The following is an 18,964-nucleotide window of genomic DNA, read 5'->3' as shown; positions in this document are numbered from 1 at the left end:
CAACCCTAAGTGATTCCAGGGTTACCATGTCAATAACGACATAGAATACCTAAATGGCGCCTTTACTTTTCACCAAATTGTTAAAGAGCAGCGTGCAAGTTTCACGCATCAGCAAACCTGTGTTAATTCCTTGCCACAAGTTTCTTGATGCCAGAAATATAAGTTTTGGAAGCGGTTAATCTTAAAGTTTGGTGGAGCCAGGCGGAGTCGAACCGCCGACCCTCTGCTTGCAAGGCAGATGCTCTCCCAACTGAGCTATGGCCCCCTAACAGAGGACAAAAGATAGAGGACAGATTGATTATTAAGTGGTGGGTCTGGGAAGATTTGAACTTCCGGCCTCACCCTTATCAGGAGTGCGCTCTAACCAACTGAGCTACAGACCCCTTTTAACCGTGATTCTGTCCTCTGTCTTCTAGCGTTGAAAGCAGTTTGGGTGGATACCGGTACAAGTTTGAATCACTAAAAGTAAGGAGGTGATCCAGCCGCAGGTTCCCCTACGGCTACCTTGTTACGACTTCACCCCAGTCATGACTCATACCGTGGTGAGCGGCCTCCCAAAGGTTAGCCTACCCGCTTCTGGTACAATTCACTCCCATGGTGTGACGGGCGGTGTGTACAAGGCCCGAGAACGTATTCACCGCGACATGCTGATTCGCGATTACTAGCGATTCCAACTTCATGGAGTCGAGTTGCAGACTCCAATCCGGACTACGAGCAGTTTTCTGGGATTAGCTCCACCTCGCGGCTTGGCAACCCTTTGTACTGCCCATTGTAGCACGTGTGTAGCCCTACCCGTAAGGGCCATGATGACTTGACATCATCCCCACCTTCCTCCGGTTTATCGCCGGCAGTCTCCTTAGAGTTCCCGACATGACTCGCTGGCAACTAAGGACGAGGGTTGCGCTCGTTACGGGACTTAACCCAACATCTCACGACACGAGCTGACGACAGCCATGCAGCACCTGTCACTCGGTTCCCGAAGGCACCAAATCATCTCTGACAAGTTCCGAGGATGTCAAGGGTAGGTAAGGTTTTTCGCGTTGCATCGAATTAAACCACATGCTCCACCGCTTGTGCGGGCCCCCGTCAATTTCTTTGAGTTTTAACCTTGCGGCCGTACTCCCCAGGCGGAGAACTTAACGCGTTAGCTTCGCTACTAAGAAGTAAACTTCCCAACAGCTAGTTCTCATCGTTGACGGCGTGGACTACCAGGGTCTCTAATCCTGTTTGCTCCCCACGCTTTCGCGCCTCAGTGTCAGTATTGGTCCAGGAAGTCGCCTTCGCCACTGGTGTTCTTTCCAATATCTACGCATTTCACCGCTACACTGGAAATTCCACTTCCCTCTACCATACTCAAGATACCCAGTATCGGGTGCAATTCCTAGGTTAAGCCCGGGGCTTTCACATCCGACTTAAATATCCACCTACGCGCGCTTTACGCCCAGTGATTCCGATTAACGCTTGCACTCTCTGTATTACCGCGGCTGCTGGCACAGAGTTAGCCAGTGCTTCTTCTGTGGGTAACGTCAACGCCCAAGGATATTACCCTTGAGAATTTCTTCCCCACCGAAAGTGCTTTACAACCCGAAGGCCTTCTTCACACACGCGGCATTGCTGGATCAGGGTTTCCCCCATTGTCCAATATTCCCCACTGCTGCCTCCCGTAGGAGTCTGGGCCGTGTCTCAGTCCCAGTGTGGCTGGCCATCCTCTCAGACCAGCTACGGATCGTCGCCTTGGTAAGCCATTACCCCACCAACAAGCTAATCCGACGTAGGCTCATCTTATAGCGCGAGGTCCGAAGATCCCCCACTTTCAGAAGATAGAAGGCATCTGTCTTCTGCCATGCGGTATTAGCCCGAGTTTCCTCAGGTTATCCCCCACTACAAGGTAGATTCCTACGCATTACTCACCCGTCCGCCACTCGCCGCCAGGGAGCAAGCTCCCAACGCTGCCGTTCGACTTGCATGTGTTAAGCATGCCGCTAGCGTTCAATCTGAGCCAGAATCAAACTCTTCAATTAAATATCAGATTTTATACCCTTAACAAAAAGGGTATAAAAAAGGCTCGACACAAAACACTGCAGTTAGCAGGCTGTGTGTCGTAAATCTTGGTGATTCAACGACTTGCACAGTACCCACACAAACTGCTTCCGTTTGCTGCTAAATTTTTAAAGAGCAATTCCACATTTCCATTATGAAATGGATAACCATTCTACGCGTCCCGCAAGCAATGTCAACAATTATCGCGTGCTTTCCCTTAACCCCAGTGGGGAGCAAGAACTCTATAGCTGGGCTTGGAATAATATCCTAGTGTACGTTGGATAACAATAGCTTCCTTGAAAAACAGTTCTCAAATTCAACTATAGCATACTACACATATTTTTAATATAAAAATCAATAAATTAAAATTTTTTGATCAGATATTTCTTACATTACAAATAGGCGATCGCCAGCAGATTAGTTTGGCCAAATAATACTTAGATAATTGCCTAATGGCTTTACAGGTTCGATGACGGAGGCAAAGGGATGTAAGTATAAATCAAAAAAATGGGTCCGCTTTTCATGAGCTTGGTATTGATGACAACATACCTTTTAGCGATGACTCCTCATGCAACCTTATGGAAGAATTCTACCACAACTCAATGGACCGCTAGCCACTGAAAGCGCCTTCTAATGAATTTAACCGTCCGGGCAGGGCAGGTTCGGGTTGTGTTAAATTACCTTCACTTTCGCAAACCGCCGCTTTCCCACTTGAAAAAGATGGCTTTCACCTCGAGGGATAGCTAATTTAACATCTTCAACACGTTCACCATCAATACGCACAGCTCCCTGTGCAATCATTCGTAATCCCTCCGAAGTGTTGTTCACTAATCCGGCGCGTTGCAAAATGTAGCCTATCTTTAAATTAGTATTTTCAGCCGTTAATTCAATTTCATCAAGATCAGTCGGTAATTCATGACGTTTAAACCGGTCAACAAAATGTTGATGCGCTTTTTTTGCGGCTTCTTTACTGTGAAAGCGCGTCACTAATTCCTCGGCTAATAGGATTTTTATATCACGCGGATTTCTTCCTTCCAACACTTCTTCGCGCCATCGGTTAATTTCTCGCATCGGTCGAAAACTTAATAATTCATAATAACGCCACATCAATTCATCCGATATTGACATCACTTTTCCATACATTTCCTCGGGTGGTTCGGTGATACCGATATAATTATTTAATGATTTCGACATTTTTTGAATCCCATCTAGCCCTTCCAATAAAGGAACGGTTAATACGCATTGCGGTCTTTGGCCAAAGTGTTTTTGCAATTCACGCCCGACTAATAAATTAAATTTTTGATCCGTGCCGCCTAACTCAACATCCGCCCGCAAAGCCACCGAATCGTAGCCTTGTAATAAGGGATACAAAAATTCATGAATAGCAATCGGTTGCTTCGACAGGTAACGTTTATTAAAATCATCGCGTTCCAACATGCGCGCCACCGTATAAGTTGCAGCTAATCGCACTAAATCATCGGCTTTTAATTTATTTATCCAGGTAGAATTAGAGGTAACTTGCGTTTTATCAGGATTTAAAATCCGAAAGACTTGCGTTTCGTAAGTTTTGATATTCTCCATCACAACCTCACGCGTGAGCGGTTGGCGCGTGATATTTTTTCCTGTCGGGTCACCGATCATCGCAGTGAAATCGCCGATTAAAAAAATCACCTCGTGCTCCAAAGTTTGAAATTGACGCAATTTATTCAGTACCACTGTATGGCCAAAATGAATATCGGGAGCGGTGGGGTCAAACCCCAATTTAATTCGAAGTGGCTTTTCTTCCGCTAATCGGGAAATCAATTCATCCTCATGAACAATTTCAACAGCCCCTCGTTTAATTTCTTCGAAAGCTTTCTGTGACGAAATCATTAAATTAAATTCCTAGTCATAATTTGGAGTATTTTATTCCGTGCTTTTATGTTACGTGGTATGATTCAGAATTGGAACTGCAACTTCTGGTAAACCAAAGGGAACCTCATGAAAGCTTGGAAATCAAAAATCGTAATTTTTACTGTCATTCCGCTACTTTTCATCACCATCGCCGGTTTACTTTACGCTTATGCCTCCCCGAAAACGAAACAACTAACGCTCAATGAACCTCACTCAATAACTATTGCAAAAAATATAAACAACTCTAATTCGGATTGGAAAAAAATAATTATTAAAAAGGGGTATACTTTAGCGGCTATTTTTAATTGTCTAAAGATTAACCAAAAAGATTTAGTTCAACTAGCTAAACAATGTAAATTGTTGGCTACTCTTCATCCTAATCAAACGCTCTATTTTCAAATCAAACCGCCCCACCAATTGGTTGCACTCAAATATCCCCTCTCATCCACCAACACCTTGAGCATTAAACACGAGAACAATCGCTTCATCAGCCAAATAGACCAAAAATCAATTAGCACCGCACTAGGTTACAAATCCGTAACCATACATCATTCTCTAAATCAAGATGCCAAAAAAGCCGGTCTGACCTATCGAATGCAAAAAGAACTTCAATCGATTTTCGGAGGGCAAATTAATTTTTCACGTGATATTCACTGCAGTGATCGTTTTGAATTTTTGTATCAAGTTGAATACGCCAACGGGAAAAAGTATCGCGATGGCGATATCATTGCCGCAGAATTCCGCCATCGTGGTAAAACCTATCCAGCTGTTCGCTACACTTATCCGATTGCACATACGGCTTATTACACGCCGGACGGTCGTGGAATTGAAGCACGCTTCTTACATGCACCATTACATTACACTCGCATCAGCAGTCGTTTTACCTATCATCGTTTAGACCCTATCTTACATAAAATACGCCCTCACTTGGGGGTCGATTTTGCGGCACGTTTCGGAGCGCCAGTCAAGTCCATCGGCGAAGGGCATGTCGCTTTTATTGGACGAGATGGCGGCTATGGAAGGACCGTTAAAATTAGTTATGGACATGATTATTTGGCGCTGTATGGGCATCTATCACGTTTTGCGAAAATTAAACGCTGCCAGTGGGTGCATAAAGGGCAAATCATCGGATACGTGGGTGAATCCGGCTGGGCAACCGGTCCTCACCTTCATTTTGGATTTTTCATCGATGGTAAAGCCAAAGATTGGTTAGCTATAAAACTGCCTACCGACCAATCCATTCCGCGCGATTATAAAAACCGTTTTCACAAAGAAGTTAGACAGTTGTTAGCTCAATTGCATCTCCATCAATACAATAAATTAGCGGCGAATAACATGAAAATGAAACATCCGAGTTAACCGGGTGCCAAAAGAACGGTATATCGGCCTTATTTCCGGCACGAGCATAGATGCGCTTGATACCGCTCTCGTTCAATTCGATCCATTGAAAATCATTGCAACGCATGGGGAACCTATCCCGACGGAATTAAAAAACCTTGTTGCTTTATCCACTGGCACCGATAATTCCATTCTCAGCATGGGAGAAACCGACGTTGCCTTGGGACGACTTTTTGGAAAAGCTGTCTTAAAGCTGTTAAAAAAGCGAAGGTCTCCTCAGATTCCATTCAGGCCATTGCCCAGTCACGGGCAGACAATTCGACACATGCCCAAAGGGAAACATCATTTTACTCTCCAAATCGGCGACCCTAACACCATTTCTGCCCTCACTGGCATTACGATAGTAGCCGATTTTCGACGTCGCGATACGGCTTTAAGTGGGCAAGGAGCGCCGTTAACGCCTTCTTTTCATGAATTTCTTTTACACGATCAAAGCGAAAACCGGTTGATTTTGAATATTGGCGGTATTGCCAATCTCACCTTTACTTCCACGCGACCCTGGAAAATCTACCATTAGTTTTGACACGGGGCCAGGAAACACTTTGTTGGACGCCTGGTGCTTAATGAATTTAAATAAAGATTACGATGATTAATGGCAGTGGGCTGCGAATGGACGTGTGCAAGAAAAATTAGTAGTGCAATTGTTAGCAGACCCTTATTTTCAAACCCCGCCACAAAAACACCGGTCGCGAATATTTTAACCTTAATTGGCTTAAAAAAAATTTGAATGGCGAAAAATTCGACCCCGTCGATATTCAAGCAACGCTCGTTGAATTAACGGCAAGAAGCGTTGCCAATAACTGTCGAAATTTTTCTATGGATTCGGGAAGTCTGTGGTTATGCGGCAGTGGAGAACGCAATCATCATTTGGTTAATCGTTTAAAAGTATTATGCAAACCACTGCGGTTAGCACGACAAAAGAAATCGGTGTTCATCCCGATTGGCTTGAAGCCGTTTGTTTCGCTTGGCTCGCTAAACAAACCTTAGAAAAAAACCCGGCAATTTACCCCGCGTCACCGGCGCTAAAAAATCCGCTATTATTTTAGGTGCGATTTATTGGGGTGAAAATTTAATTATTAAAATTTAGAGTCTGTTTACAATCCGCTCCATCCGTTACAATAGCATTATCATCACGCTCGACCGCATTACAAAATTCTACCGCTCGGTCAAATTTCCCACTGTTGATTCGGTTTCCTTTGAAGCCAAAGATGCTGAAACCCTTATTTTTCTTGGTTCTTTAGGAAATTCTAAGACCACTCTCATGAAAATGATCAATCGACTTATCGAACCACCTCGGGAACAATTAAAATTGAAGGAAAAGATGTTAGGGAATATAACCTGAGCGAACTGCGTCGCTCCATCAGCTATGTGTTTCAGAAAATCGAATTATTCACTCATATAACAATTGGAAAAAATGTGACTATCTTGTTAAAACTGCTGCATTATACGAAAGCTAAGTGCATCCAACGTGCTGCCGAATTGCTCGAAATGGTGCATTTAGATCCTCAAAAATTTGCACAGCGTTATTCCGATGAACTCTCGGGCGGCCAACAACAGTCTGTCGGTGTGGCTCGCGCTTTGGCAATCGCATTTATTACTGGATTTTCGAATAAAGAAGGTTCATCTTTAGCTTTGCACGTTTCCGGACGATCGGTTGAGCCGAATGGTGAATAAGCAGTCATAATAATATTATTTTTTCAATAAAAATTTAATAGCTCATTTTTCGCTAAAAAAGATGACTTTCGACCTGATTAACTGTAGTTTTAAATGATGCTTACTTAATTCTTCGATTCGGCTAATCGAAAAGTTAGAAACACCAATGGACTTTGTTAATCCTTGCCCGACTAAATTTTCCATACTTTTCCAAGTAGAAGTAATAGGCAATTTGCCTAATGGAATAAAAGCATCTCCATTTTCAGGGATTTTATAACCCACCGAATATTTTTACGTCACCAGCCAACGTTATTAAATACAAATCTAAATAATCCAGTTGTAAATCGTTTAACGTTTTTTTACAAGCGGATTCTACATCTTCAGACGCGTTGTCGCTATTCCACAATTCTTCGCGCACCACATCACCTACCTTGATTACATCCTTTAACGCGTTACCGATGGCTGACTCACTAAAATAGATGGGGGCACAGTCGATAATAGTTGATAAGGTATCATTGTACCAAGCTTATTCAGTCGCTTCAAAAGCACTAATAATGTTTTCATCCAAGAGTTTTAATTCTGGCATAAAATCCAAGCCTACCGGGTATTTTAGCCGTTGGGCTTCGCAAGCTCAGCCCAATCTGCAGGCTGAAATCTGATGATTTTAAAAAAATCCATCAAAGTTCCAGGCTTTGACGGGTTTTCAGATTCACTTTTAACGGCTTTAAATGATGGTTCACCATTTCTCCGAGGCGAACATAACCGCTTGCATCAAAAGCAGGATGTCTACTCATTCAAACGGATTCTCTTCTATATCTATGATATTGAGTCGAGATCCTCAAAAAAAGTTTTTTTCTTTATCCATTTTTGATTGTTTAACCCTTAAATGACAATTTAAATTTTTAAAGCTGGACTTTGATGCGCACTTTTTACATCCACATCAAACAACTCATCTTGACTGGCGCTTTCGAATGCCGGCGCGCAGACTCGAACTGCGGACCTACTGATTACGAATCAGTTGCTCTACCACCTGAGCTACACCGGCCGGTGTGATGCTTATCATCACGTAAGCGGAGCAGGAGGTCAAGTTGGCGGATACCGCAATCATCAAAACCCTGTATTGCAACTTTATTCTCCTTCGCCTAATTAAAGATATCTCGTTTTTGGGGAAGTTATTATGCAGAGAAATCGAACGGCGGGATTCACATTAATGGAATTACTAATCGTGATTGCTATCATTGGTATTTTGATTATAATCGCGATTTCTTCTTATCATACCTACACTCGGCGGGCTCGTTTTTTAAAGAAGTCGTCCAGGCCACGACGCCTTACAAACTAGCGGTCGAAGAGTATTACCAAATGACAAACGACCTTTCAGAATGCTCAGCGGGCGATAATGGCGTTCCTCCTGCTACACCATCGGGGAGTGGAACAGGATTGGTCGATGCCATCGAAATTCAAAATGGTGTAATCACAATCACACCTCAAATAAAATATGGGATTGAAGCGAAAGACAATTACATCTTAACACCGACCCCTGAACGCGAAGAGTTGACTTTGGTCTCCAGCGGCGGAGACGTGGCAGCTGGTTATGTAAACTAAGTCAAGGGCCTCGCTCATCTTTTATTGCAGACAAATGCGTTAACTAACAGCCAAATTGCCAGTGCTATTGAATAGGTGGCGGAGGCACAATCACCGTTTCTGTACTATTTAGTTACCCAAAAAAATAGCATCCTCAGAAAAAAATAGCAGAAGTCTACGCAACTTACCTTGCTTTAGAAGCAATTAACTTAGAGATTCAACAATTGAACCCATCACTTTTTCATGAAATACCACGGAAATATTTAATGCACTATGCTTTCATTCCCCCCCCCTGCAGTAAAATCACCTAAACTAGCTATTAGCGATCCACTATATTTTCGCTTAATCGAATAACTCCAATTTCAGACTAATAAACAATACAAAATTTTTTTTCTCCCTATAAATCATTCGCTGCGTTAATAAATAATTTCGCGAGTCATCAAATTTACGAGACAGCTTCACGAGGCGAATCTTCAGATTGTTGAGTTGGTAAATCAAGTGCTCACGAACGCCATCTATCAAGAATCGTCAGATATTCACTTTGAACCGATGCAACAACATTGCCGAATGAATGAGTATCGATTGTGTTCTACATACTACTCCCTTACTGAATACACAATCATCGGCAATGAGCAGCCGGTTAAAAGTACTAGCTGCATTGGATATTTCTGAAAAGCGCTTTCCGCAGGATGGGTGCTTTCATTTTATAACATTTACCAATCTTAAACGTGACTGCCGACTTAGTAGCTGTCCGACTTTATTCGGGGAAAAATCTTCATCCGTTTACTGAACCCAGTTCATCATTTATTAAAATTTGAAGAGTTGGATTTATAAGAAAAACCGAAGCAACTCATCATGAAAAAATCAAAAACCCCAAGATTTGATTCTTGTCACAGGACCCACAGAGTGGAAAAACGGTTTCATTTTATGCCGCGCTTAATCAGCTTAACTCAACTCAAGAAAATATCTCTACCGTAGAAGATCCCATTGAAATACAATACTTAATTTCGCCGCTATATTACTCGCTTTTTTACGACAAGATCCCGATGTTATCATCGGTGGGCGCAATTCGCGACTTTGAAACTGCTTCCGTTTCTGTTCACGCTGCACATACAGGTCATTTAGTCTTATCGATCTTACATACTAATAGCGTCGTCAAATGCATTACACGATTAATCGATATGGGAATCGAGCCGTTCAACCTTAAGTGTTAAAGCTCGTTCTTTCTCAGCGACTGCTTAGACAGCTTTGCGTTCATTGCCAAGCAATGAAGATTTCTTACCCCTTTTATTAAACAGATACCAGTGGCGTATGAGAATCTATGAAATTCTGCCTATTACTCCTTCCATTATCGAACTTATTTTACAAAAACGATCGGCGCAAGAAACTAATTCCTACGCCAACAAGAGGGTATGCAAACTTTGTGGCAGGCAGCTTTGAATAAAAAAATCGGGTATTACAAACCTCAACGAAATTTACCGGGTGATTCAATCTGAAAATAACTATGCTTAAATACTAGAAAAATAGGGTAAGATCAAAAAATATTTTGGACCTTTTTTGTCAACTAAATTTATTGATAAATTCTGAACCCCCGCTCGCTCAAGCACATGCTTTATTGCCGGGAGGATTTCATTCAGGCCAACTGCGCCAGTTAATCTTAACCATTTGGAGAAAAATTAAAAACGATCTAAGCCTTTCTAAGACATTAAAAATTTACCTCTTCTATTTCCATACTATTCACCGGGAAATAATTCATGCCGGTGAGAAAAGTGGGAATCTTGGCGAATTATTAAAATTATCAATTCATTATGAAGAAGGTTTTTTATTTTTAAGAAGAAAATTTAAAAATTAATCCGCTATCTCTTAACCGTTCTTTTAATTGTCATAGGTATTACCATTGTTTTATTGGAGTTCGTCATCCTGTAATTGAAAAATACTTTTTCTGAATTTGATTCGCAACTGCCATGCTTCACTCAAGTGATCATCAATCTCGTCCACAGCGTGCGCGTTTATGGACTACTTATTTTTTTTTAGCTTTTTCCTTTTTCTATTTGTTTTTATGTATTCAAAAAACATTCAGATTATAAAGTGTTAATCACCTCTAATCCATAACCACGCTTTAAGACAGCCATGGACAAACTGACTTGTTTGATTAGCAAAGGCGTCTCCTTTAGCAGCATCATTGAACGCTACTGCTTTTTCCCACCAGGCAATCCAGCTTATTCACATCGATGAAAATTCCGGAACATCCAATGAAATGTTGAATAAAGTGGCCGCTATTTATCAGGAAGAAATAGATGAGCGTTACGATCGCTCAGCGAGTGCCTGGAACTAGCTATCATGATAGTATTAGCATTATTAATCGGCGGACTAATTGTCGCTATGTATTTATTCGTATTGCGAATTGGCTCCGCTCTTCTTTAGGAGCAACTTTCAAGCGAAAAACAGAAATGCAGATTATTTCTTTTTTATAATTTCATTTTTATATAGCGATCCTTGCAATCGCCGTCATCGGATTGATCGTTTGCAGTTTTCTTAACGTACTCATCGTCTGCCATCCTACCTTGCTCGCCGCGCGTTGGCGCCGAGAACGTCAGGAATACCTTAATTTACCTGTCGAACCCAAACAAAAATTTAATTTAGCAACCCCGTGCTTCCAATGCCCCGATCCAAAAAAATTCTAAAAATTCTCTATAACCTGCTGTTAATAAACTACTTAACCTTGCGCGGTCGCTGCGCTTATTGTCATGAAAAAATGTCGCCGCTTTATCTTATACTTGAATTACTCTGCGCCATTTTATCGGTGGCTATTGTGACTCATTATCAGATAAGCTCAAAGGCTGGCTGAATTACTACTTACCTAAGTGTATTAATTGCTGTAGCGGGCTGGATCAGCTTTTTTATAGAGTCCGGTTCTAATACACAAATTAATTTCTTATTTATAAAGGAGGTGCCATGTTACGGATTGGATTAACTGGTGGTATTGGAAGCGGGAAAAGCACCGTTGCCAGCTACTTTGCAGAATTAGGCGCTCCTGTCATCGACGCTGATCAAATCGTTCATGAAATAACAAAACCTGATCAGGAGGCATTTAAACAAATTGTCAATTATTTTGGAAATGTAGTACTTACTAAGGGAAAATTTTTAAATCGCACTAAATTACGAGAACTGATTTTTGAAAATCCTAACGATCGACAATGGCTTGAGCATTTATTACACCCGATTATCATTGAGAAAATGAAAATCCAACTTAAAAAAATAAAAGTGCCTTATTGTATTTTAGCGATCCCTTTACTTGCCGAGGCGTCGCAGTCGGTCGATTTTATTGATCGAATCTTGGTAGTGGATGCGCCAAAAACGCTGCAAATACAACGTACAAAATCGCGCGATCAACTTTCTGATCAACAAATTCAACTTATCCTAAAATCACAGAACCGACGAGAAAAACGGCTCGCTATCGCCGATGACGTCATTGTTAATGATCAGACGATCCCTGTCTTGCACAAAGCAGTTTTTCAGCTACACTGTAAGTATTTGCAAATCGCACAAACACAAACCACACCATAAGGCTAGCAATGAACACTTTACGAGTCTTACACGCAAAATCCGAACTTGGAAGAACAACGGCGTATCCTAAGAAATACGCCACTCATTTATTATTGCCTATCCCAAAGGCGCTAAATCGAAAAACGTTTAACGTTAGCGATCCACTGCCTTTTTATAGTTATGACCTATGGAATGCTTATGAACTGTCTTGGTTAAATGAAAAAGGGAAACCTTTTGCCGCCAACAGCGGTGAATTTATAATTCCTACCACTTCATCCCATTTAATTGAATCTAAATCATTTAAACTGTATTTGAATTCGTTTAACAACGAACGTTTTACCGACGCAGAGCCGCCGTTTGGGAAACCGTGAAACGCAATCTTAGCAAACGCGTCAACGAATCTGTCACGGTTAATTTCATCTTGCACGAAACCGAGATACCAGCGACCTATTCCTCAAAGGAAAGCCTTCTGGACGACTTAGATATAACCATTGACGCTTATACCCCCGATCCAAACTTACTATCGACCGCCCAAGAAATAATTGCCGAAACTCTCTATTCCCATCTCCTTAAATCCAATTGCCCGGTTACGGGACAGCCCGACTGGGGCAGTATCGAGATTCATTATGCAGGACCTAAAATCGATCATGCCCGACTTCTAAAGTACATTATTTCCTATTGCAATCATGAAGAATTCCACGAAACTTGTATAGAGCGTTTTTTATGGATATCCTGCGACAATGTCGCCCACGAGAACTAACCCCGTTCAAGCACGCTACACCCGACGGGGGGCGGGCTCGATATTAACCCTTATCGCCCCACAAAGCCCACCTTTTCCGTTCAAAATCACCGTTCATTTCGTCAAGACACGATAACCACAAAAAATGTGTTATGATGAAAACACCAAGGGCTTTATTAAGTAGGCCAGCAATGGTCGCAACAACGATTACTTACGAACAACCGCTTAATGAACCGATGCGAATCTGTCTTCGGCTGGAACATCTTTTTCGTCAGCTTCATGAGCATATAAGCGAACCCGCCCTGGCCGCAAGTCATCTAGCCATGCTGGCTTTACTCAAAGCATTAAACGTGATCGACCGACCCGATTTAAAAACAAAATTAACACAAACTCTGACTCAACAAATAATCAACGCTTTTACAATTAAAAACACTCACCAGAGGCGGATAATCATAAATTACAAGGCTTGTTAGACACATTAGATCGTTACATTGCTCACTTACATCATACAACGCGCAAAATCGGTGAGCCTCTCCGTGAAAATGCTTCTTTAACTCAAATTCGTTCTCATCTATACAATCCCGCCGCGGCCCCTGCAATTTCACCACACCTGCTTATGCGCTATGTCTACAACAACCCAGCGGGAATCGCATCAACGATTTGCAAAATCGGGCCAAAGAATTTGAACCACTAAATTAATATTATCGTGAGCGCCATTTTACAAATAATTCGCGAAAGCATCTCGCCAAAAAATATAGTCGCTTGTCAAGAATTTTATCAACAAATGTTAAATACCACTTCGCCTTGCCAATTAATTCAATTAACTTTACCTGTTGAAAAAATATTTATCCGGAAATTTGTGCTGGCAAGCACCGTCTTGTTATTCGCTTTCTACCGCTGAATGTCAACAATAAAAATATGAAGGAAATTGCCCAAGAAATTTCTTTCAAATTAAACTGCTGTCGAATTTAAAAATTGAAATAATATAAAATTTTTAATCGTATTTTCCCTGTATTCCTCTTCGCTAGCATACGGGCTATTTATTGTTAAACGGGGTATAAAGTCCATCATTCCCGCGCAATCAGGGATGACAACTCATAAAGTGAAATTGCTGTGGCTTGTGGATAATGATATCATGTTGTTAGGTAGCTGATGATGCTTTGGTTCGCTTCGAGGAAAGGCAACTCGGATATATTTTCAATCGGCATCCAGTGAATACGTTGTCCTTCTAATCCTCGTGCTTCACCTTCAAATTTAATTACCCGCCACGCTTCTAAAGCAACCTCATAATCGTCACAACAATGCTGAACTTTCATAATCGCTTCGGCCGCCATCACCGTCAAATCCACTTCCTCTTTTAATTCACGACACAGCGCCTGATAACTATTTTCAAAAACTTCTATTTTTCCGCCTGGAAATTCCCATAAATTTCCCTGGATTGCTTGCTTTTGACGCAACGAAACCAAAACTTCATTTTGAGGATTGATGACAATGCCGACAGCGACAGAAACTAGCTTAATTTTCCGTGACATTGCTTGTATTTCTTTCCACTGTCACAGGGGCAAGATTCGTTACGACCTACTTTGGGTTGAGAGCGCACAAAAGGTTGGGTTGCTTCTTCTTTTTCCGGTTGTAGTGCGATCATTTTTCCATGATGGTATTGTAGATCCGGCACAGACTGTTGGTATAAACGCTGTTGTTCTGCGACCTGCTCTTCGGTTGCGATTTCTAATTTCGACAAAGTCGCCGCTAATTCGTATTTAATCTGCCTAAGCATTTGCGTCAATAAGTCAAAAGACTCGCGTTTATATTCTTGTGCAGGACTTTTTTGAGCATAACCACGTAAATGAATGCCTTGACGCAAATGATCCATCGCCGCTAAATGCTCTTTCCAATGATGATCTAACAATTGCAGCATCAGCATCTTTTCTACTTCACGCATGGCCTTGAGATCGGTTTTTACTTCCTTTGCTTTATAAGCTTTAGTAATTTCATCAATAATACGTTGATAAAGCGTTTCTTCGTGAAGCGTTTCATCCTTTTCAAGCCATTGCGAAATCGGCAAAGCCAAACCAAAATCCTCACGAATTTGCTTTTCTAGCCCGGGTATATCCCATTCTTCCTCTAGGCTCTGTGGCAGCACAAACGAACTAATCATTTCGCTTACCGCTTCTTCACGAATAGCTTCAATCGTCTCAGAAATATCATCCATCTGAAGTAACTGGAAACGTTGTTGATAAATCACTTTACGCTGATCGTTGGCAACGTCATCATATTCCAACAACTGCTTACGAATGTCACAATTCATTCCTTCGACACGACATTGAGCCTTTTCAATCGAACGAGTAATCCATGGATGTTCAATCACATTGTCTTCTTTCACACCGAGGCGACGCATCATATTAGACATCCGTTCCGCCGCAAAAATACGCAATAAATTATCTTCCATAGAGAGATAAAATTGCGAGGAACCGGGATCTCCCTGCCGACCGGATCGACCACGAAGCTGATTATCGATACGCCGCGACTCATGACGTTCCGTCCCCAGCACATGCAAACCACCGGCTGTAATCACCGCATCGTGACGCTTCTGCCAATCGGCTTTTCGTTTTTGAATTTCTTCTTCCGTCGGGTTATCTAATTCACTTACTTCTGCTTCCAAATTACCACCCAAAACAATATCAGTTCCTCGACCCGCCATATTCGTGGCGATAGTCACTGCACCAGGACGCCCCGCTTCAGCAATAATTTTCGCTTCGCGTTCGTGATTTTTTGCATTGAGAATTTCATGTTTAATATTCGCTTTTTTCAAAAAACAGGCGACTAATTCTGATGCTTCAATCGATGCCGTGCCAATCAACAGGGGCTGACCTTTCTCATGACGTTTCTTGACTTCATTAACAATCGCATCGAATTTTGCATCCGCCGTTAAGTAAACTTGATCGGGTTCATCGCAGCGAATCATGGGCCTATTCGTGGGGATGACAACCACTTCCAGTCCGTAAATCTTTTGCAACTCGAAGGCTTCGGTATCCGCGGTGGCAGTCATACCGGATAATTTTTCATAAAGGCGAAAATAGTTTTGAAACGTAATAGTAGCCAATGTCTGATTTTCTAATTGAATAGTTGCAGCTTCTTTTGCCTCTACGGCTTGATGCAAACCATCCGACCAACGGCGTCCCGGCATCAAACGGCCCGTATGTTCATCTACAATAACGACTTCATTATTTTTTACAATGTAATGAACGTCTCGATAAAAAAGCGTGTGCGCGCGTAAAGCAGCATAAACATAGTGCATCAACGATATATTAGAGACATCGTATAAACTTTCTCCGGCCTGCATAAGCCCTTGCTTTATCATTAACGCTTCGATCGTACGATGCCCTTGTTCAGTCAAATAAACCTGCCGATTTTTTTCATCCAGCGTATAATCCCCTCGATTTTCAGGGGGAACTTCCTCTTCTTTTTGCCCCTCTTGCATTTTTTGCAATTTTAATTGAGGGATGAATTTATTTATCTCTACATAAAGATCCGATGATTCTTCCACTTGTCCTGAAATAATTAAGGGCGTTCTAGCTTCATCAATTAAAATTGAATCCACTTCGTCAATGATCGCGTAATGCAATGGCCGCTGCACGCGTTGATCCAAATCAAAAACCATGTTATCGCGTAAATAATCGAAACCGAATTCGTTATTGGTGCCGTAAGTGATATCAGCCGCGTAAGCCACTTGTTTCTCAACTGGCTCCATTCCAGGCACGTTAACGCCCACCTTCAAGCCGAGGAATTCATAAATAGGCTTCATCCATTCAGCATCACGCTTAGCTAAATAATCATTTACCGTAACGATGTGAACGCCCTTGCCCATCAATGCGTTCAAATAAGCTGGCATCGTAGCCCCTAAGGTTTTACCTTCACCAGTACGCATTTCAGCAATTTTTCCACCATGGAGAGTCAAGCCACCAATTATTTGGACGTCGAAATGACGAAGCCCGAGCGTGCGAACGCTGCTTTCCCGAACCACCGCAAACGCTTCTGGCAATAAAGCATCGAGCCCTTCTCCATCGACTAAGCGTTTTTTGAATTCATCGGTTTTAGCGCGAAGATCGGCATCGGAAAAGGCCTGGATTTCTAGCTCTAGTGCATTAATTCTTGATACTATTTTGGAATAGCCTTTGAGCAAACGCTCATTACGCGTACCGAAAGCTTTCCTGATAATGTTGCCAAGCATAGACGCATTGTATATCATTCGAAAAAAAAGTGGAATTTCTTTAATAAAATGAACCAAATACCACCCAAGGATCCTAAGCGAATCAGTCGCTGTTTTGAAACAGGACTCCTCAAAACGATTGCCCAAAAAGCCAATCAAATCGCGACACTCGAAAAACTACTGGCTCGCTTTCTCCCCAAAGAACTCGTACCTCATTGTCATGTGATGAATATCTCGGGCAATACCTTGATTCTGCAGCTCGACAGCGGAGCTGTCGCCATGCGCGTTCTTTACCTAACTCCTTCGCTTCTAAAACAACTCGCCCAACAGGAAGTCCAACTCGCGGCTATTCAATGCCGTGTTCGACCTTAATGTTTCATTCCTGTGAAAATCACTCAATATATTCGTCTCCATCACATAAATTTACATGTGCTTATCCGGAGAGTGAGATGATTCATTTATGGTTTCTTGATCGGGATTTCTAGGTGCTGCTAACTGCACGGTTATTCTTAATTACCCACTGTGATAAAAGATCATAAATCTCACTTAAATTAGCCAACTGTCTTTCCTGCACACCAGTCAGGTCAGGTGGTGTCTATTTTGAAATGCATCTAGTTTACATTTCACCATTCTAAGCAGAGTCAAAAAAAATTAGGACGCTCTCCCGTATTACCCTCAAAAAACCTATTGCGTACATAAATCACTATTGACGCATTAGGACTTGCTCCCGCCCTCATGAGACTTCTCACCATGCGCACGGACTCCCGATTACATGTAAAGTACAAAGAAGTACTATTACCACTATTTGTAGTGCTTAGATTAACATCAGCACCTGCTTGAATGAGTTGATCAACAACCTCCTCAAATCATCTTTGACACGCTATCATCTATGCAATAGCTCCGTTAGGTCCTTTTTGATTCACATCCGCCGTGATGAATCAATTGCGTTATGATCTCGAGATCGCGATATTGAATCAAATGTCATAGCAGCGGCTTCAGATTCAGGTCTGCAGCCACGTTCAACAGCATGATCACAATCTTCCGTTGAACTAGCGCATCCTTCTCATTTTTCACACCCCTGAGAGAAAATAATCGGTTAACCGTTCCCATCAATGGCGTCAGCTCTTGTGCCGCCCCAAATCTCATTGTGGCTGTTTTTATCGGAGCTCGAGTTATTCCAGTGACTGCTCCGCTGGACACCCTTATTAACCCTTCGCACCAGCTTCGATTAAAACCGCTACTACTTGCTTACAAGCGTAGAATATAGTATATTAGCGTAGCAAAACGATGGAGTTCTCCATACCTCATCCAGCCTCTAATTCCTGGATGAAAAATTAAATATTTAATAACTCCAGCTGGCCCACAAGCTGTCTCCTGAAGCGGCGCGAGTCCGCCAGGCAACAACCCCTTTGGGTTGTGTCCTTTTTCTTCAACTAAATATTTCACTATTACCAATTGGTTAAATTTAGCTGCAATGTGAAACGCTGTTCTATTAGGGGGATTTAGGCATCCGTAAAAAAAGAGGCTGATAGACATGATATTCTTTGTCAATGATAAAATATTTCAATGACTTAGATCACCCGTTTCAAAAGCTCGCTCTATAACTTCGATTTAATAATGCCAAAATAATAATCATGATCCCATTTAAAATTGGGAGAATTTAATAATTTCGAAATAAACTTGTGAAATATTGGCTGACTCATACAATCAGCATCAGTATTTTTTATTAAAACGTGATTATCTTGACACATTAAAAAAAGCTTAAAAAGGAAACATTAGCTTCCGTTGATAATAACGTTTAAGATCCGCGTTAAAACGAATAGCAAAATGGGCGGCTTCTATGTATGTCCAACACAGATATTTATTTTCATTCTTCCGATTATTCTCACCTTTCTTTTTGCCAT

Annotated in this window: 12 protein-coding genes, 3 tRNA genes, 1 rRNA gene and 9 pseudogenes; 15 read left to right on the top strand and 10 right to left on the bottom strand. The window is 41.8% G+C overall.

Annotated elements, in window-relative coordinates; translation table 11 throughout:
• Positions 1-189: 189 nt before the first annotated feature.
• From FIV31_RS00965 to tyrS, 4 genes are all read right to left on the bottom strand, one after another.
• Positions 190-265: transfer RNA gene (locus FIV31_RS00965), tRNA-Ala, on the bottom strand.
• A gap of 41 nt (positions 266-306) precedes the next feature.
• Positions 307-383: transfer RNA gene (locus FIV31_RS00960), tRNA-Ile, on the bottom strand.
• Positions 384-466: 83 nt separating this feature from the next.
• Positions 467-2,021, bottom strand: a 16S ribosomal RNA gene (locus FIV31_RS00955).
• Positions 2,022-2,712: 691 nt separating this feature from the next.
• The gene (gene tyrS / locus FIV31_RS00950) at positions 2,713-3,912 is read right to left on the bottom strand and encodes a tyrosine--tRNA ligase (RefSeq protein WP_280123493.1); all 1,200 of its coding nucleotides are present in this window, start codon (positions 3,910-3,912) and stop codon (positions 2,713-2,715) included.
• Between the two features lie 23 nt (positions 3,913-3,935).
• Here tyrS and FIV31_RS00945 point away from each other — a divergent pair.
• The 5 genes and pseudogenes from FIV31_RS00945 to FIV31_RS00935 all read left to right on the top strand — a co-directional run.
• A pseudogene (locus FIV31_RS00945) lies at positions 3,936-5,292 on the top strand (peptidoglycan DD-metalloendopeptidase family protein).
• 4 nt (positions 5,293-5,296) lie between these two features.
• Positions 5,297-5,848, top strand: coding sequence for an anhydro-N-acetylmuramic acid kinase (locus tag FIV31_RS08320; RefSeq protein ID WP_425278252.1), 552 nt, complete (start codon positions 5,297-5,299; stop codon positions 5,846-5,848).
• Complete coding sequence (locus FIV31_RS08315) at positions 5,790-5,924, top strand: anhydro-N-acetylmuramic acid kinase (RefSeq protein WP_425278251.1); 135 nt, start codon at positions 5,790-5,792, stop codon at positions 5,922-5,924. The genes FIV31_RS08320 and FIV31_RS08315 overlap by 59 nt, the downstream gene beginning before the upstream one ends.
• A gap of 130 nt (positions 5,925-6,054) precedes the next feature.
• A pseudogene (locus tag FIV31_RS08310) lies at positions 6,055-6,377 on the top strand (anhydro-N-acetylmuramic acid kinase).
• An 80-nt stretch (positions 6,378-6,457) separates the two neighbouring features.
• Positions 6,458-6,915: pseudogene (locus tag FIV31_RS00935) on the top strand (ATP-binding cassette domain-containing protein); the annotation flags it as partial.
• A 132-nt stretch (positions 6,916-7,047) separates the two neighbouring features.
• Here FIV31_RS00935 and FIV31_RS00930 read toward each other — a convergent pair.
• The 3 genes from FIV31_RS00930 to FIV31_RS00920 form a co-directional block, all read right to left on the bottom strand.
• On the bottom strand, positions 7,048-7,266 hold the full coding sequence (locus FIV31_RS00930) for an aldo/keto reductase (RefSeq protein WP_280123492.1): 219 nt from the start codon (positions 7,264-7,266) through the stop codon (positions 7,048-7,050).
• On the bottom strand, positions 7,256-7,444 hold the full coding sequence (locus FIV31_RS00925) for a hypothetical protein (RefSeq protein ID WP_280123503.1): 189 nt from the start codon (positions 7,442-7,444) through the stop codon (positions 7,256-7,258). Before FIV31_RS00925 ends, FIV31_RS00930 begins: the two co-directional genes overlap by 11 nt.
• A gap of 512 nt (positions 7,445-7,956) precedes the next feature.
• A tRNA-Thr gene (locus tag FIV31_RS00920) sits at positions 7,957-8,029 on the bottom strand.
• Between the two features lie 132 nt (positions 8,030-8,161).
• Here FIV31_RS00920 and FIV31_RS00915 point away from each other — a divergent pair.
• From FIV31_RS00915 to zapD (FIV31_RS00875), 9 genes and pseudogenes are all read left to right on the top strand, one after another.
• Positions 8,162-8,586: pseudogene (locus FIV31_RS00915) on the top strand (pilin).
• A gap of 550 nt (positions 8,587-9,136) precedes the next feature.
• Positions 9,137-9,355 (top strand): ATPase, T2SS/T4P/T4SS family, encoded by a 219-nt coding sequence (locus FIV31_RS08795; protein WP_482765909.1) that lies wholly within the window; start codon positions 9,137-9,139, stop codon positions 9,353-9,355.
• Positions 9,356-9,452: 97 nt separating this feature from the next.
• The gene (locus FIV31_RS08305; protein WP_425278250.1) at positions 9,453-9,779 is read left to right on the top strand and encodes an ATPase, T2SS/T4P/T4SS family; all 327 of its coding nucleotides are present in this window, start codon (positions 9,453-9,455) and stop codon (positions 9,777-9,779) included.
• 329 nt (positions 9,780-10,108) lie between these two features.
• Positions 10,109-10,989 (top strand): annotated as a pseudogene (locus FIV31_RS08300) (type II secretion system F family protein).
• 62 nt (positions 10,990-11,051) lie between these two features.
• A pseudogene (locus tag FIV31_RS00895) lies at positions 11,052-11,426 on the top strand (prepilin peptidase); the annotation flags it as partial.
• A 94-nt stretch (positions 11,427-11,520) separates the two neighbouring features.
• Positions 11,521-12,132 carry a dephospho-CoA kinase gene (coaE, locus tag FIV31_RS00890; protein WP_280123489.1) on the top strand — a complete coding sequence of 204 codons (612 nt, stop codon included), beginning with the start codon at positions 11,521-11,523 and terminating at the stop codon, positions 12,130-12,132.
• A gap of 8 nt (positions 12,133-12,140) precedes the next feature.
• Positions 12,141-13,006: pseudogene (gene queF / locus FIV31_RS00885) on the top strand (NADPH-dependent 7-cyano-7-deazaguanine reductase QueF).
• A complete protein-coding gene (zapD, locus tag FIV31_RS00880) occupies positions 13,003-13,323 on the top strand; it encodes a cell division protein ZapD (protein ID WP_280123488.1) in 321 nt (106 codons plus the stop codon). The pseudogene queF and the gene zapD (FIV31_RS00880) overlap by 4 nt, the downstream one beginning before the upstream one ends.
• Positions 13,317-13,751 (top strand): annotated as a pseudogene (gene zapD, locus FIV31_RS00875) (cell division protein ZapD). The gene zapD (FIV31_RS00880) and the pseudogene zapD (FIV31_RS00875) overlap by 7 nt, the downstream one beginning before the upstream one ends.
• 232 nt (positions 13,752-13,983) lie before the next feature.
• Here zapD (FIV31_RS00875) and FIV31_RS00870 read toward each other — a convergent pair.
• Together FIV31_RS00870 and secA are read right to left on the bottom strand one after the other, a co-directional pair.
• Positions 13,984-14,382 (bottom strand): NUDIX domain-containing protein, encoded by a 399-nt coding sequence (locus FIV31_RS00870; RefSeq protein WP_280123487.1) that lies wholly within the window; start codon positions 14,380-14,382, stop codon positions 13,984-13,986.
• Positions 14,361-17,081, bottom strand: coding sequence for a preprotein translocase subunit SecA (gene secA / locus FIV31_RS00865; protein ID WP_280123486.1), 2,721 nt, complete (start codon positions 17,079-17,081; stop codon positions 14,361-14,363). Before secA ends, FIV31_RS00870 begins: the two co-directional genes overlap by 22 nt.
• 7 nt (positions 17,082-17,088) lie before the next feature.
• Between secA and FIV31_RS00860 the strand changes: the two are divergent.
• A pseudogene (locus tag FIV31_RS00860) lies at positions 17,089-17,432 on the top strand (DciA family protein).
• Between the two features lie 876 nt (positions 17,433-18,308).
• On the opposite strand, the gene FIV31_RS00855 reads toward FIV31_RS00860, so the two are convergent.
• Positions 18,309-18,596, bottom strand: coding sequence for an ankyrin repeat domain-containing protein (locus tag FIV31_RS00855; protein WP_280123485.1), 288 nt, complete (start codon positions 18,594-18,596; stop codon positions 18,309-18,311).
• Positions 18,597-18,964: the final 368 nt, after the last annotated feature.

It is taken from the genome of Coxiella endosymbiont of Ornithodoros amblus, assembly GCF_019425495.1.
Lineage (GTDB): Bacteria > Pseudomonadota > Gammaproteobacteria > Coxiellales > Coxiellaceae > Coxiella.
This window is presented reverse-complemented; position numbering and strand designations above follow the sequence as displayed.